Source organism: Mucilaginibacter aquatilis (genome assembly GCF_009755275.1).
In the GTDB taxonomy this organism is placed as follows: Bacteria; Bacteroidota; Bacteroidia; order Sphingobacteriales; family Sphingobacteriaceae; genus Mucilaginibacter; species Mucilaginibacter aquatilis.
Map to the genome: position 1 here is coordinate 256519 of NZ_WQLA01000003.1, position 16802 is coordinate 273320.

Sequence of the window (16802 nt, forward strand, 5' to 3'; positions counted from 1 at the left end):
TATGGATGTAAATTCACAACCATTAAATGGTGACACACACCCGAACAAGCAATTTTTGAACGAGGTTGAGCGACTGCAATGCGTTTTAAAAGAGCAGGATAAACTGGCATCTATAGGGCTAATTACCGCCGGAATTTTGCATGAAATTCGGAACCCACTAAATTTTATCTTCAATTTTTCGAAAGTAAATGCCGGACTACTTGATGAGTTCCGGGAGGTTTTAGCTAAAGGCGTAAACAATCTTACTCACGATGACTTTGATGAGCTGAAAGACATTGAGGTAAATTTAAACCGCAACCTAAATAAGATTACCGAAAATGGACAGCGCGCTATGCGCATTATTGTCAATATGCTGGCACAGTCGCGAAGGGAGAACGCTGAGGATTTTGAATCAACGGATATTAATCAATTGGTAGACGAGTTTGTCAAATTAGCTTATCATGGTATCAGAGGTAACAACAGCGTATTCAACTTATCAATAATAACAGATTTCGATGCAAGTATTGGTAAGGTAAACATTAATGCACACCACCTTGGCCGCGGCTTGCTCAATATAGTAAGTAATGCGTGTTATGCCATGGAGCAGAAGAGCAAACAAGTTCAAGACGGCACCTATACGCCACAACTTACAGTTGCTACAAAGAAAACTACAGAGGGTTTTCGCATCAGCATAATGGACAATGGCACCGGCATTCCTGATGAGATTAAAGAGAATATTTTTAAGCCATTTTTTACCACAAAGACTAGTAGTGATGGTACAGGCTTGGGCCTGTCAATGACACATGATATCATTCAAAAACTACATAAAGGTAAATTGGAGGTAAATTCGAAAGCAGGCGAATACACTGAATTTGTGATAGATATACCTGTAAAATATTAACAGATTAATAAGACAAAAACTATGATAACCATATTATGTGTAGATGATGAGCCGGATATGGAAATGCTGGTAACACAGCAATTTCGTAAGCAAATCAGAAACAAGGAATATGAATTTATTTTCGCCTGCCACGGACAGGATGCGCTGGAAAAGCTGGCTGCACACAGCGAAATTAAGATAGTACTATCAGACATTAACATGCCTGAAATGGATGGCCTTACCTTTTTGTCAAAACTCAAGGAGCTTAATATAACCGATCTCAAAACCATTATGGTATCGGCATATGGCGATATGGATAACATACGTACAGCCATGAACCGTGGTGCGTTTGATTTTATAACCAAGCCCATAAACTTTGATGATATGGAAATTACCATCAAAAAAACATTGAGCGAAATTGAGGTTTACGCTAACTTCCAGCATGACCGCGATAAGCTTATTGCTATAGAGAAGGATCTGGCCATCGCGTATGAAATTCAGCAGTCAATGCTGCCCAAAAAGGAAAACCCATTTCCCGATAGGCATGAATTTTCATTACATGGTTTGTTGCAGCCGGCTAAGTCTGTAGGCGGCGACCTTTACGATTACATGCTATTATCTGATGACCGTTTGCTTTTTTTTATTGGCGATGTATCAGACAAAGGTGTTCCGGCAGCTTTATTCATGGCTATAACACGCACGTTGTTTAAAACCCATTTTGCCAGCTACCCTAATGCCGATTTAACCGAACAAATTGTACACATTAATAATATAATGGCGCGTGATAACCCGTCGTACATGTTTGTTACTGTTTTTGCGTGCATATTAAATATTCAAACCGGCGTAATAGAATACGTTGATTGCGGCCATGAGCAGCCCCTAATTTTACGCAAGGCAACCGGCGAGGTTGAAGTGCTTAAGAAAAAAGATGGTGGATTGCCAATATGCCTGGTTGAAGATTTTCCGTATTTCTCATCAACATTCAAATTAAATCCCGGTGATAGCGTTATACTTTACACCGATGGTTTGGAAGATGCACGCAACATTACTGATGTTAGATACACCATTGATTCAAGCAAAAATGTATTGAAATGTCTTATCAACGATGAGCCATCCAAGATAAATACTGATTTGCTTATGCACGTAAATAGCTATATAGGCACGGCTAACCAATTTGATGATATAGCACTGCTTACTTTAAAATATCACGGTACAAGCGCTTCATAATCAGCCTTTCTATAATATTTCGATAAAAGAGCGACCTGTTAGTATTTAAGCTAACATGTCGCTCTTTTTGTTTTCATCTATCACCCATTCCGATAATCCGCTATCAATTTACGCTACCAAATTGAGACGAATAGACAAAACCTTGAACAAATATTACGCAGGGCATTAAGTTACTTTGGTTTTAGTAAACCGCAACAAGCAAACAATACATTTTTAGTTGGATGTTGAACCAGGTATTTGAAATACTTGGTTTTACAATAGGCATTGGTATGTTGATGCCATTCATAAATCAAAACTAATAGCACCCTGATAAAGCAATACAGGTGCTTAAAACTCTTGCTGCATTTACATCGCTCTGTAAACCAATTATAAATTAAACATAAAGTATGCACAAAGTATTTACACATTCTGAGCGTAAACGTAGTGCCGGCTACCTGCAAAAGGGGGCATTGGTTACTAAGTTAATTTCGGGCACAATGTTATTGGTTTGTTGTTATGGTGAGGCTTGGTCAAAAGAAAAAGACTGGGCTTTAAACGCAACCAAAGCTACATCTGCAAGAGCAGATTATTTAATTAATGAGCCGAAGCTACCACAAGGTGTTGAGATTAAAGGTAAAGTTATTGACAGCAACGGCGATCCTTTGCCGGGCGTTACCGTGCAGGTAAAAGGCAGCAAAATAGCCACTCAAACTGATGTTGCCGGTGCCTTCACCATTTCACCCGCAAATGCAAACCAGGTGCTGGTATTTTCCATGATTGGTTACGAAACGCAGGAAGTAGCACTAGGTGGCCAGGCAAACATTAACGTTACCATGAAGCCCTCATTAAACTCCTTAAATGATGTAGTGGTTGTTGGTTACGGAACGCAAAAAAAGGCAGATGTTACGGGCTCTGTTGTAAGAGCAAACCTGGATGACTTTCGTAATTCTCCCACTACCAACGTGGCTAACCTTTTACAGGGAACTACGCCGGGCTTAAATGTTGGCCAGGTTAACCGTGCAGGCTCTACACCCAATATAAGTATCAGGGGTACCAACACTTTAGGAGGTAACTCAAACGTATTAATTATACTAGATGGAGTACAGTACACAGGCTCATTAACTTCCATCAATCCTGATGATATAGCCTCAATTGACGTATTAAAGGATGCCAGTGCAACTGCCGTTTACGGTGCCCAGGCAGCTAATGGTGTGTTGTTAATTACCAGCCGCAAAGGCGTTGCCGGAAAAACCAAAATCTCCTTCTCCACGCAATATGCCACGCAATCGCCCAGCAACGGTTTAAAACCTATGCGGAGGGAAGAGTATTTGGAAAAAATCAGGGATTTATTTTACGATCAGGCCTATTTAGCTCCTGATTATACCCAGCCCAACCCAGCTTTCAATATTGCCAATGTGGTTGACCCTTCAATGAGAGATGCTCAAGGTAACATATCACCTTATGATTTCAATTGGTACAAAGAAGGTACACGCACAGGCTACATCTTTGATAATCAGCTTAGTTTGTCGGGCGGATCAGAAAAAGTTACGTTTTTGCTTTCTGGTAGTTACACAAAAAACATAGGTTTTATCAGAAATGATGATTTCAGGCGCAAAAGCTTACGTTCAAACATCGAAACAAAAGCTACCGATTGGCTTACCGTTGGCTTACAGGCGTTCGGCAGTTTTGTGAACGAAGATGGTGTTGAACCGGGTTTAGGCAACCTTCGTACCTTTTCGCCGCTTGTGCGTTCACAAGACGATAATGGTAACTTCATCATCAATCCTTACAACTCAAATTTAACTAACCCGTTTTTGAGTTATCAGGCCGATGATTTTGACAGGCATAATTACTTTTTCGCAAACATATATGCCAACGTACAACTACCGGTTAAAGGCTTAAGCTACAAGCTTACCTATGGTAACAATTACCGCCTCGATCAAAAGTTTATATCAAACCGGTATGATGCTAACCTTACCGGGCAGGCATCTAAAGAGCACACTGTTTACTATGATTATACTTTAGATAACATTTTAACCTACAACCGAACTTTTGGCAAACACAATATTGTGGGAACCTTATTGTATGGCTCGGTTGAACGCAAAAATGATTACACCAGAGCTTATGCTACTGTTTTTGACAGGATAACTTTGGGTTACAATAACCTGGAACAAGGTTTAAACAGGTTTGCCATATCAAATGCTTATAAAGAATCTCTAAGCTACCAAATGGCACGTTTAAATTACAGTTACGATAGTAAGTATTTGCTTACCGCAACGGTGAGAAGAGATGGCTTTTCCGGTTTTGCAGAAAATTATAAGTCGGCAATATTTCCATCCGTATCAGCTGGTTGGGATGTTGCAAGGGAGTCATTCTTTAAAGTTGATTGGGTTGATAATTTAAAGTTAACCGTTGGATACGGTGTTGTTGGTAATCAAACCAGCAGATATTCATCATTACCGAGGGTTGAGGTGCTTCCTGGCTACCAGTATATTTTTGGTGATGGAGGAACAACTCAGTTTGGCCAGCAGGTCAATTCGTTACCTAACCCGAATTTAAGATGGGAGCGTACCCAGGGGATAAACGTAGGATTAGACTTCGCCCTACTGAAAAGCCGCCTGTCTGGTAGAGTAGAATATTACAAAACCCGTACAACTGATTTGTTATACAATGTTAATATCCCGCTCATCACCGGTTTCAACCAAATCCTTACCAACATTGGTCAGTTGAATAATTCTGGCGTTGAATTATTGCTTAATTCAAGAAACGTTAGTAGCAACAAATTCCAATGGAATTCTACTTTGAGCTTCGCAAGAAACGTAAACAAAATAGTAAAGTTACTTGGTGATTTTAATGGTGATGGAAGGGAAGATGACCTTCCGCAAAGCGGCTTATTTATTGGTAAACCGTCATCAGTAATATATGATTATCAAACTAACGGTATTTGGCAGCTTACTGATCAAATTCCGGCGGGGTACTCGCCCGGCACATACCGTATAGTTGATCAAAATGGCGATGGTATAATTAACAATGCTAATGACCGTACCATATTAGGTGCCGGTGCTCCGTCATTCAGGGCCAGTTTACTCAACACGTTTAAATATGGCAATTTCACCTTGTCTGTGTTCTTAAACAGTGTTTACGGCGGCGATAAAAATTACTTAGCAACTAATACGCCACGCATGGTAAGAAATGATAATACCATACGTGATAACTACTTCAGCGGAACAGATTTTTGGTCGCCGAGAAACCCAGATGGCAAATACCCACGATCAATAGTAACATCTACAATTAGTCCGTCATATTATCAAAACAGAAGCTTTTTAAGGTTGCAGGACGTTTCATTAAGTTACCGTTTTACAGGCAAATTAATTGAGCGCATGAACGTTCAAAACATCAGCTTATTTGTAAGCGGCAGAAACCTGGCTACCTGGACAAACTGGGAGGGATGGGACCCGGAAAGCGACGATAGTAACCGCGGCTTATCATCAGAAGGCCGCCCGGTACTAAGGGGTTATTCAGTAGGACTTAATGTTACATTTTAATTAAAAGCAACGATGAAAAAGATTATAATAACACTTTTGTCATTAAGTACAATAGTTAATTATTCATGTAAAAAGGGTTTCTTGGATGAACAACCATTATCATTTTTAAGCACCGATAATGCATACATAACAGCTAAAGATTTTGACGCTTCAATTAACAACCTTTATGCCCGGGTTAGAAGTGAATTTTTTACAAACGGCGACCGTAGGCCATTTGATTATGTTTTTGGAACCGACCTGGTTTATGATGGCGAACCAACGGTAGATCATCATACGAATATGATTGCAGCCTATGCACCACAGGGAGGCAATAACATACCCGGTGATCACTGGAACTCACTTTATAAATTGGTGAGCGAATCGAACACCATTATTGCCCGTGTTCCAAACTCAGCAATGACAGCGGCTCAAAAAACTTTCGCCGAAGCAAGGGCAAAGTTTTTCAGGGGTTTGGCTTACCGTACATTGGCATACATGTACGGTGGTGTTCCTTTGAATCTTGAGGAGGTTCAATCGCCAAAGACAGACTTCGTAAGGGCTACTAAAGCGGCCGTTTTAGAGCAGGTTATAAGCGATCTGAAATTTGCAGCCGAAAACCTGCCGGCAATAAACGCTGTGACTGATGGCCAGATAAATAACCTTGCAGCATACCATCTATTATCAGAGGTGTACCTTGCAGCCGGACAATTTCAAAGTGCAGTTGATGCTGCGACGGCTGTAATAAGTAACACAAACGTTGGCTTAATGCGTAACAGGTTTGGCGTAAAAGCTTCAGACGCTACTAAAAACGTGTATTGGGATTTGTTTCAACAAGGTAACCAAAACCGCAAAAATGGCACAAACCGCGAAGGCCTGTGGGTTATTCAATTCGAAACCGATATTCCCGGAGGCGGAGCATTATCGACAGGTATAGGTGGCACCTACCAGGCAGAGAGGGTATTTGCACCGCAAATCTTATCGTTCAGATTACCGGGAAGCAACGCACAGCCTTTCCTTTACCCGCGTAGTGATTATTCGGGTGGTAGGGGCATAGGCTGGGGTGTATCAACCAAGTACTTCTCTGATGTTATTTGGCAAAGTGATTTTAACAATGACTTACGCAATGCACCATTTAATTTTGTAAGAGAATTCAAAGTCAACAATCCTACTCACCCTCAATTTGGGCAAACAGTTTCTACAATCAATCCGCCTGCAGGTATAACCGTTCCACGCAGAAACCTGTATGCGTTTCAATCAAAAGTGACCACTCCCGGCGATCACCCCGACGGCATGTTTCAGGACAAATCACAGTTGTTGCTTAAAGCTAGTGCCGGTGGTACCTATGCCGATCAGTACATGTTCCGTTTGGCAGAAACTTATTTGCTAAGGGCTGAAGCTTACCTTGGCTTAAATCAGCAAGCTAATGCAGCTGCAGATATAAATGTGGTACGCAGCCGTTCAAATGCCTCAAATGTTCTTCCTGCAAACGTTGATATTGAGTACATACTTGATGAAAGAATGAGGGAACTAGGCTCAGAAGAAAAGAGAAGGATAACACTTATGCGTTTGGGGAAAATTTACGATCGCGTTAAAAAGTGTAACCCTTATTATTCTGATGTTTTGCCTACCTATAATTTGTGGCCAATACCTGCATCAGAAATTGAGCGCAACAACGGCGCTAAACTCGAACAAAACCCGGGTTATAATTAATAGCCTTACATCACAGCAATTGCTCGCCAATTGCTGTGATGTAATTTTTTTTTGTAATTGTAATTCAGAAATTATTAAACCTCACTGCTTCTTACAGCAAACGGCTTTTGTAAGGAACAAAAAATTATATGATAAAACTTAATCGATTACTGCTTACAGCAATGCTGTCTGCTGCTACATGTTTAACTTATGCACAAACGGCAAAAGTAATATCACCACGTTGGAGTGTTGATAAGGCCGCCGCCTGGCAAAAGCAAACCGGATGGGTGTCTGGAGCCAATTTCATTCCGAGTACTGCCATAAACCAGCTGGAAATGTGGCAGGCGTCAACGTTTGATGTTAAAACCATTGACCGCGAACTTGGCTGGGCCGAAGGAATTGGCTTCAACGCTATTCGGGTTTTTTTACATAGCCTTGCTTATGAACAAGATGCAGCCGGCTTTAAAAACAGGGTTAAACAGTATCTGGATATTGCCGATAAGCATCACATCAAAACCATCTTTGTGTTTTTTGACGACTGCTGGAATCCAAATCCAAAAATGGGTAAACAGCCCGAACCAAAAACCGGTATTCATAATTCAGGTTGGGCTCAAGACCCGGGCCGACATATTACTGATGCAAAAGATTTCGCAAAGCTGTCTGTTTACGTAAAAGACGTAATGACAACGTTTGGGCACGATAAGCGCATTATGTTTTGGGATTTATATAACGAACCCGGAAACTCTAAAAAAGGAAATCAATCATTAGAACTTTTACAAAAAGTGTTTGACTGGGCACGTCAAACGGAGCATGACCAGCCAATATCGGTAGGCTTGTGGAAATGGGATTTGAACGAATTAAACACCATGCAGGCACTTAATTCGGATATTATTAGCTATCATGAATATGAAGCGCCCGAAAAGCACCTGCGCATATTGCAAATGTTGCGTACACATGGCAGGCCAATGGTTTGTACAGAATATATGGCCCGCCGTAACAACAGTTTGTTCAGTAATACATTGCCAATGCTTAAAAAAGAAAATGTTGGTGCAATTAACTGGGGATTGGTATCGGGAAAAACAAATACTATATATGCATGGGATACTCCGATAGCTGACGGCAGTGAGCCGCAACTTTGGTTTCATGATGTATTCAGAAAAGACGGTACTCCATACAAACTTGAGGAGATAGAAGAGATCAAAAAGGTAACAGGCAAAAACTAATCTCGTATTACTTCAAATTTAATGAATCAGCACTTTGAAAAGGGTGCTGATTTTTTTGTTTTTGGCGTAACTGTCCAAGTAAATCTACAAACTTGACGTAGTTAAAATGAGACGAATCGTCAAGAGAATGATTAAAAAGTGATTAAGGCATGCAATAGATTTGACTTGATAATAAACCAATTATAAAAATTTCCTGTAAAGAAGTGTTTGCTTAATTGATTGTAGCATTGCAGTTATACGCATAAGTATTTGTTGTAAATGCTGTCATTAAACTAGGTTAAGTACATCCCAGGTTAGTACGCCGGGTAAACTAATCATGCGTATTCAACTTGTGGTAGCTGGATATTAATTGGATTTATTTTTCTGTAATCAAACCAATTAACCTACAAAAGTGGTGCTTCACTCATAAAAGCACTCCAAACCTTGTTGCCTATGATTTGAAATGTACCCATTCATTAAAACGGATTGAACAGTTCAGTCCGCCTTTCGAAAGTAATTTATTGAACGCTTTACATATCAATCCATAACTCATCTAAAGCGTCCTATCTGTCACAATTTAAACTGTAAAACTATGATGAAACCTCTATTTAAGTATAGAGTAAGTGTTTTTAATGCGGTAGTGAAAATTACCACCGTATTTATAGCAGCACTTTTTTTCCTTCCGTTTAAAGTTACGGCAAAATCATCTTCATTTACTAATATCAGTGCTACCAGTATAAGCAATCCTGCTTTACCCGCCAAGCCTGTAACTTTTAAAGACATAGAGGTGCGAGGCACCGTTACCGATACCTCAGGAGTTGGTTTACCGGGCGTACAAATAACCGTAAAAGGAAGAAACGGATATGGTACAGTAACCGATGTTAATGGTGGTTACTTAATAAGAGTACCTGAAGATGCCACACTGGTGTATAATTTAATGGGCTTTTTACGGCAGGAAGTACCTGTACGCTCACGTGATTTTATAGCAGTAAGGCTTCGCCAAAACACCGCCTTACTTGAAGATGTGGTGGTTGTTGGCTACGGCACCCAGCAAAAAAACAATGTTACCGGCGCGCTTACTTCGGTAACATCTAAAGAGTTGTTACGCACACCAACAGCCAGTCTTACCAATAGTTTGGCAGGGCGGTTGCCGGGCTTACTCACTATACAAAGCAGCGGCGAGCCCGGTGCCGATGGCTCTGCGCTGTATATACGCGGCTTTGGCACATACCAGGGCAAAAGTCCGCTGATACTCGTTGACGGTATTGAAAACAACATTGACGGCATTGATGCTAATGATGTTGAAAGCGTGAGCGTGCTAAAAGACGCTGCCGCCACGGCAGTTTATGGTATGAAAGGCGCAAACGGTGTTGTATTGGTTACTACAAAACGTGGTAAAACTGGTAAGCCGGTTATATCATTAACAGCACAGGTTGCCGCTCAGCAACCCATCAACATGCCCAAATATCTTGATTCGTATAACGCCCTGACTTTATTCAGAGAAGCGTTGAACAATGATGGACTAAACGCCAATTTATACACCGATGAGTACTTAAATAAGTTTCGTGATCGCAGCAACCCAACGTATGAGTATCTATATCCCAACGTGAACTGGAGCGACGAATTGATCAAGCCTTATTCGTTAATGAACCAAACCAACCTTAACGTAAGCGGTGGTTCATCAACAGCGCGTTACTTTGTCTCAATGGCATATTTAAGGCAGGCGGGTTTATATAAATATGATAACCTGAATGCTTACAATATCAACGCTGTACTTAACAAATATAACTTCCGCAGTAATATTGATATTGATCTTACTTCGCTGCTTAAGCTGGAGCTAAATCTATCAAACATAGTACGCGACCGTAATTATCCTACCGAAACAGCCAGTGCGTTCTGGGGCGAAATAAGAAATACGCCATCTTACCTGTATCCGCTTAAAAACCCTAACGGGTCGGTTGCGGCCCAAAAGGATGCACCTCCAAACCCTTATGGAAGGTTAACCCAATATGGCTACACCCGTATGTTCGAAAATACGCTCAACTCTATTGTGGGCTTTACTTTAAAGCTTCCTTTTATAACCGAGGGTTTAAGTTTCAGAACAAGGTTTGCTTATGATGCTTTAAACTACCGGAACATCAATCGTAAGCGTAATTATTCTACTTACAAATTTACCATTAACGAAAGCGAGACTGACTTAAGTAAAGGAAATTACGAAGAACTAAGCACCGGCGATGGGCTGCTTGGCTTTGCCATTGTAGCAAACGGAAGCCGCAAATCAACCTATGAAGCTTACCTTAATTACGACCGTACATTTGCCAAAAAGCACGCCGTAAGCGGTATGATCCGTTACAACCAGGCACAAAGCTTTTTAGCAACCTCAAATGATGATGGTGCCATTGCAGCTCTACCTTACAAACAGTTAGGTTTAGTTGGCAGGTTAAACTACGCCTATGACAGGCGTTACGTATTGGAGTTTGATGCCGGCTACAACGGTTCAGAAAACTTCAGAAAAGGCAAAAGAATGGGCTTTTTCCCGGCCGGCTCTGCAGGTTGGATTGTATCAAACGAAGAGTTTTTAAAGAACTCTAAAGTTGTATCGCTGATGAAGCTTAGAGGCTCTTATGGTATTGTGGGGGTTGATAATAGCGCCGGGCGTTTTGCTTACTTGAGTACCTGGCAAACAGGTAACGGCAGTGGTTACAGGTTTGGCTTAGCTGCAGATGGTAACAGTTTTTCTGGTGCGCAGGAAAGCGCGACCGGTAACGAATTTTTAACCTGGGAACAATCAGCTAAAGCCAACGTAGGCATTGACCTCGAACTTTTAAATGGCGAAATTGCATTTACTGGTGACGTTTTCAGGGAAAAACGTACGCAAATATTAACGGTAGCCCGTGTAATTCCTGATGTAACCGGTGTACAAAATTTACCAGCTATTAACGCAGGCATTGTAAACAATAAAGGATTTGAAGGTGAGCTGACCTGGCGTAAACGGTTTAAAGACCATTACCTCATGCTAAGAGGATCATACTCTTACGCCACCAACCGCATTGTTTACGCCGCAGAACCTGTATATGCGTTGGCCTACAGAGGCCTTAAGGGTACTCAAATAAATGAAGCCTACGGATTAATAGCCAACGGTTTATTTAAAGATCAGGCTGATATTGCGGCAAGCCCGGTACAGCAGTTTGGACCGGTACGCCCCGGTGATATAAAATATGTTGACCGGAATGGGGATGGGGTAGTGAACACGCAAGATCAAGGATACTTAGAGCAGGTAACAACGCCAAAATCCATTATGGGCTTAACAGTGTCTTACACTTATAACCGCTTTGATGTTAACGTACTATTTCAAGGTACAACCGGCGGAAAAACATGGCTTACCGGCACATCTGCTTGGGCATTTGCCAGCAATAGCTCGGTGTTAGCTGATTATGTAGACGGAAGGTGGACAAGCGAAAACCCTAACCCGAATGCAGAATTCCCAAGGCTCTCTTCGTCCAACAACGTAAACAATAACCAAAATTCAACTTTTTGGCTTAAGTCATCAGATTATTTGCGTATTAAAAACATAGAGATAGGTTATACACTGTCTAAAACCTGGGTTAAAAAAATCGGGCTTAGTAACGTTAGAACGTTCATTAGCGGCTCAAACATCTATACCTGGTCTAAAATGAAAATATTCGATCCGGAAATACCTAACGGTTTTGGCAATTACCCACAATTGCGTGTAGTAAACTTAGGCTTAAACGTATCAATGTAATGTTATGAAAAAAACTACGATCTTATTATTTGCAGCCATGCTTGCAGGTAGCGTTTCCTGCCAAAAATATCTTGACGTTGTACCCGCCGAATATTCAAGCGCGGACGACGTATACAATAACATCAACCTTACTGAGCAGGCACTGGCCCGCATGTATAATGCGCTGCCCGATGAAATGACCGCCTATTACACAGCCTGTACCGACGAAACGTATCACCATTGGTTTGATAATGGTGAGGCTATAAACGCTTATAAGTATAACTTAGGTAGCTGGAGTACTAATGACAACCCACTGGGCAATTGGTCTGGCCGGTATCAGGATATTAGGCGCGCTAATATATTTATTGATAGAATAGACAATGTGCCAATACCACTTAACCGGGCCAGCTACTACGAAATTTGGAAACCGCGTTATAAAGCCGAAGCAAGGTTTTTACGCGCTATGTTTTATTTTGAATTGTTTAAGCGCTATGGTGCTGTACCTATACTTACAAGTGCCAAAGACGTAAACCCCGATAACCTGGAAGATACCCAGGTATCCAGAAATTCTGTTGATGAAGTAGTAGGTTTTATAACATCAGAATGTGATGCAATTGCCGATGCATTGCCGCCAACGCAGGAAGCCGCTCAAACAGGGCGTATTACTAAAGGAGCGGCATTAAGCTTAAAGGCAAGAACACTGCTTTATAATGCAAGTCCGCTGTTTAACGGCAACCCTTTGTACAGCAACATAAGAAATAAAGATGGCAAGGCATTATTCAGCGCAGTGTACGACAGGGAGAAATGGAAAAAGGCTGCCGACGCAGCAAAGGCTGTGATTGATTTAGGCACTTACAGTTTGTACAGCCCCTATCCTAATAACCCGGTGCAAAATTACGCTGCCCAATTTTACACCCGCGATTATACCGAAACTATACTTCCGCGTATTATGGGTAATAGCGTAACCGTTGATGCCAACCAGTTGCCTAACGGTGCGCCTTTTAAAGGTAGCGGCAAGTACACCCCACTGCAACAATTTATTGATACTTATGAAATGAAGAATGGCTATCCTATTACGGCCCAGGGTTCGGGGTACAACAATACCGGTACCTGGAGTGGACAGTTATGGGACGGACTTAAGTTTCAAAACGTAACTAACATATCAAATATGTACAAAGACCGCGACCCGCGTTTTTATGCATCCATATTTTTCCAATATACCGTATGGCGTTTTGATGCTATGAAAAGGCCGGTAAGACTGGCGTGGTTCGGTTCAGGTAACGGCCAAACAGATGGGTGGGCAACCGGCAAATCGGGTACAAACCCTTTAGGGTATAATGTGCGCAAGTTTTTATCGCCCGATTATGACAGAAACGCAAACACCGGTACCGGAACACGAAACTTTCCATTATTCAGGTTGGCAGAGGTATATTTAAATTACGCTGAGGCCATGAACGAATATTTAGAAGCACCTGATCAAAGCGTTTATCAATACATTAATATGGTGCGGGCCCGTGTTTCCATGCCGGCACTGCCAATTTTGGCCGATGATCAAACTAAAAACGGTATGCGTAAACGTATACAAAACGAGCGCCGCGTTGAACTTGCATTTGAAAGTCACCGTTTTTGGGATGTAAGGCGCTGGCTTATTGCTAAAACCGTAGATAAGGGGGAGGTGCACACTCTTAATGCCCGTCCGTCTGCTGCTGAGCTGGCCGCAACCGGATTAAACGTTACCAGTGAAGCTGCGGGCGTTGCGGTGTTTTACAAACCGGTGGTTATTCAAACCCGTAATTTTGAAGATAAGCATTACCTGATGCCTATACCACAAACAGAAATTGATAAGGATCCTAACCTGGTACAAAACTACGGTTGGTAGAAGCTTCGCGTTTGTCTGTTATATTATTTTTAAAACGAGCCTTCATTCGAAGGCTCGTTTATTTATTTTAACGTCAAGTAGGAATCTAGAAATTGCTTATGGACAAGCTTAAAATTTATTGATTTTTAAGATAACGTAGACTGGATGGTACAGTCTCAAAATTACCATCAACAGTTAGCTTAAGCTTAATTAAAGCTGTTTTACGTGGGCCCACCTTGCTATTGGTATTGTGCGCGTGAAACACGTAGTACCACTTATCATCATTACCTTTAAAGATATCGCCATGGCCGCTTCCATTTTGGTTAGTAATTCTACGGCTTATTAAAGGGTTGCCTTTATATTTTTTCCAAGGACCTAATGGCGAAGGGGCGGTAGCATAGCCAACTGCGTAGTCAATATTTCTGAAATCGTTAGCAGAGTAAAACATGTAGTATCGGTTCTTGATCTTTACAACGGTTGGTCCTTCAGTAACCGGCCAATTCGAATTTGCAGTGTTTTCCCATATCTCGGTAGCTGCAATGCAAGGTTTTAGTGTAGTGCTATCAATATCTGTAAGGTTATTATTTAAACGGGCCATATAAATTCGGTTGCCGTTTGTGAGCCTTACAAAATACAAGTAGAAGTCGCCATTGGTGTCTTTAAACACAAAAGGGTCAATGTGTTTGCCCGATAAAGTAATGTGTTTTAATTGCTGTTGCTTAAAAGGCCCCATAGCGCTGCTGGCTTCTGCAATGGCTATTTGCTCGTTTGCCGTATAGGCCATGTAATATTTATTTTGATGTTTAAATACCTGCGGAGCCCAAAAGCCCGATGTACCAAAGCTTTCACCTTTGGTCAACGCATTTAACTCATTAAGTTTCCAGGATTTTAAGTCGGTAGATGTGTAAACTCCAAAGCCGTTTGCTTTGCCTGTACCATATAAATAATAAGTGTCTGCATCCTTAAATATGGTTGGGTCAGCCAAGGTAATGCTGTCGCCTTGTGCTAAAGCACAAAGTGATGTATAAATTAGTATTATGCTGAATATTAGTCGCTTCATTAGATTTCGTTTAAGGAAAGATTCTAAAGTAATGTGAATACGTCCTAAAGCTACAAGAATATCTTACCGGTCGTTTGTTCATTTTTTAGTCGTTTTGTCTCAAATTAAAATGTTAAAGCGGTATCAGATCAGTTTTAAGTACTTGATAGTCAATTCAGTCGAATTGTAATTTTTATGATGCAAGCGTTTTTACATGCTTTGCTGTGCAGTATAATTCAGTAATATCAACGATATTTGATTTCGATGCCGGGTAAACCGGTTAACCAATTATACTGTCCAATACATTTTAACTACCAAATTAACAGATGGAAAAGTCTCGTCGTAATTTTATCAGGCAGGCGTCATTAGCCGGCGCAGGTGTAATGCTTAGCAAAACGGGTTGGAGCGCCAAAAGCTACAAACGTATTATCGGCGCTAACGATAGGGTTAGAGTAGGTGTAGTAGGCTTTTCAGATCGTCATCGTAGTTCACATATGCCTTGTTTTATGAATCATTGCAAGGAACTGAATTTCGAGGTGGTTGCAGTATCTGATATATGGAATAAGCGACGCGAAGAAGGTGCAGCCATGTGGAAGCAAAAAATGCAAAACGACGTCAAAGCCTTCCGTAACAATGATGAGTTATATAACAGCAAAATGGTTGATGCTGTATTTATAGGCACTGCCGATTTTCAACACGCCTTGCATACTATTGAAGCAGTTAGAGCCGGTTGTGATGCTTACGTTGAAAAGCCTTTTGCCGAAACCATGGAAGACAATAAGGCAGCATTAAAGGCTGTTAAGGAAACCGGGAAAATAGTGCAGATAGGCTCGCAAAGGCGAAGCGGTTCTAATTACCATGCAGCTAATGACTTCATTAAATCAGGGAAGTTTGGCCCGATAACTATGGTAGAGCTTACCTGGAACGTAAACCAGCCCGGACGCTGGCGCCGCCCTGAATTACTTACACAATTAAAGGAGCAGGATACCGACTGGAAACGCTTTATCATGAACCGTCCGTTTGAAAAGTTTGATCCGCGTATATACCTTGAGTATCGTTTATTCTGGCCTTATTCTTCAGGCTTGCCGGGGCAGTGGATGAGCCACCAAATTGACACCGTGCATTGGTTTACCGGTTTAAAACATCCGCGAAGCGTAGTTGCCAATGGTGGTATTTACCAATGGAAAGATGGACGCCGTAACTGGGATACCATTATGGCTGCATTTGATTACGGGCCTGAGGATGATATGACCAAAGGATTTCAGGTTACGTTTGGCTCACGCATGCATAACGGAGATGAGCATCCGGCCGAAATATATTATTCAAATGGTGGCGAGTTGAATTTGATCACCAACAAAATATCCCCTAAAGGCGGATTAACTCAAAGATCAGCTGCAGCTATGAACATGTCGGCAAATTTGTTGCCCGAGTTAAGCCTTGACAATAGCGAACAGGTTGTGGCGTCGGCTAATACTGGCGGCGATAGGCTGACATCGAATCACGTGCGTAACTGGATGGAATGTGTGCGCAGCCGCAAGCAGCCTAATGCACCGGTTGAAGCTGGCTACTATCACAGTATTGCCAACATCATGACCACCGCTGCAGCTCATACCGGCTCAAAAGCCACTTTCGATGAAAAAGCACAGGAAGTTGAGGTTAACGGTAAAGTATTTAAATACTAAG

General features: G+C 41.5%; 9 protein-coding genes. 8 read left to right on the forward strand and 1 reads right to left on the reverse strand.

What is annotated here, in order from left to right:
• The first annotated feature begins 1 nt into the window (after position 1).
• The 7 genes from GO816_RS08915 (at position 2) to GO816_RS08945 (ending at position 14101) form a co-directional block, all read left to right on the forward strand.
• A complete protein-coding gene (locus tag GO816_RS08915) occupies positions 2-880 on the forward strand; it encodes a sensor histidine kinase (RefSeq protein WP_157541388.1) in 879 nt (292 codons plus the stop codon).
• Positions 881-901: 21 nt separating this feature from the next.
• Positions 902-2086: a PP2C family protein-serine/threonine phosphatase gene (locus GO816_RS08920; RefSeq protein WP_157541390.1), complete on the forward strand. Its 1185-nt coding sequence runs from the start codon at positions 902-904 to the stop codon at positions 2084-2086.
• Positions 2087-2472: 386 nt separating this feature from the next.
• Positions 2473-5610 carry a SusC/RagA family TonB-linked outer membrane protein gene (locus GO816_RS08925; protein WP_157541392.1) on the forward strand — a complete coding sequence of 1046 codons (3138 nt, stop codon included), beginning with the start codon at positions 2473-2475 and terminating at the stop codon, positions 5608-5610.
• Between the two features lie 12 nt (positions 5611-5622).
• A complete protein-coding gene (locus GO816_RS08930; protein ID WP_157541393.1) occupies positions 5623-7299 on the forward strand; it encodes a RagB/SusD family nutrient uptake outer membrane protein in 1677 nt (558 codons plus the stop codon).
• A 128-nt stretch (positions 7300-7427) separates the two neighbouring features.
• A complete protein-coding gene (locus tag GO816_RS08935; RefSeq protein ID WP_157541395.1) occupies positions 7428-8501 on the forward strand; it encodes a glycoside hydrolase 5 family protein in 1074 nt (357 codons plus the stop codon).
• Positions 8502-9072: 571 nt separating this feature from the next.
• Positions 9073-12243 (forward strand): SusC/RagA family TonB-linked outer membrane protein, encoded by a 3171-nt coding sequence (locus GO816_RS08940; protein WP_157541397.1) that lies wholly within the window; start codon positions 9073-9075, stop codon positions 12241-12243.
• A gap of 4 nt (positions 12244-12247) precedes the next feature.
• Entirely contained in the window at positions 12248-14101 is a 1854-nt protein-coding gene (locus GO816_RS08945) for a RagB/SusD family nutrient uptake outer membrane protein (RefSeq protein ID WP_157541399.1), read from the forward strand.
• A gap of 115 nt (positions 14102-14216) precedes the next feature.
• Here the strand turns inward: GO816_RS08945 and GO816_RS08950 are convergent, their stop codons facing one another.
• A complete protein-coding gene (locus tag GO816_RS08950) occupies positions 14217-15140 on the reverse strand; it encodes a glycoside hydrolase family 43 protein (protein ID WP_157541401.1) in 924 nt (307 codons plus the stop codon).
• A 305-nt stretch (positions 15141-15445) separates the two neighbouring features.
• Between GO816_RS08950 and GO816_RS08955 the strand changes: the two genes are divergently transcribed.
• Entirely contained in the window at positions 15446-16801 is a 1356-nt protein-coding gene (locus GO816_RS08955) for a Gfo/Idh/MocA family protein (RefSeq protein ID WP_157541403.1), read from the forward strand.
• The last annotated feature ends 1 nt before the right edge of the window (position 16802 follow it).

Coding starts and splice junctions, on each gene's coding strand:
- GO816_RS08955 (WP_157541403.1), top strand. CDS start 15,446: ATGGAAAAGTCTCGTCGTAATTTTATCAGGCAGGCGTCATTAGCCGGC.
- GO816_RS08920 (WP_157541390.1), top strand. CDS start 902: ATGATAACCATATTATGTGTAGATGATGAGCCGGATATGGAAATGCTG.
- GO816_RS08935 (WP_157541395.1), top strand. CDS start 7,428: ATGATAAAACTTAATCGATTACTGCTTACAGCAATGCTGTCTGCTGCT.
- GO816_RS08925 (WP_157541392.1), top strand. CDS start 2,473: ATGCACAAAGTATTTACACATTCTGAGCGTAAACGTAGTGCCGGCTAC.
- GO816_RS08945 (WP_157541399.1), top strand. CDS start 12,248: ATGAAAAAAACTACGATCTTATTATTTGCAGCCATGCTTGCAGGTAGC.
- GO816_RS08915 (WP_157541388.1), top strand. CDS start 2: ATGGATGTAAATTCACAACCATTAAATGGTGACACACACCCGAACAAG.
- GO816_RS08950 (WP_157541401.1), bottom strand. CDS start 15,140: ATGAAGCGACTAATATTCAGCATAATACTAATTTATACATCACTTTGT.
- GO816_RS08940 (WP_157541397.1), top strand. CDS start 9,073: ATGATGAAACCTCTATTTAAGTATAGAGTAAGTGTTTTTAATGCGGTA.
- GO816_RS08930 (WP_157541393.1), top strand. CDS start 5,623: ATGAAAAAGATTATAATAACACTTTTGTCATTAAGTACAATAGTTAAT.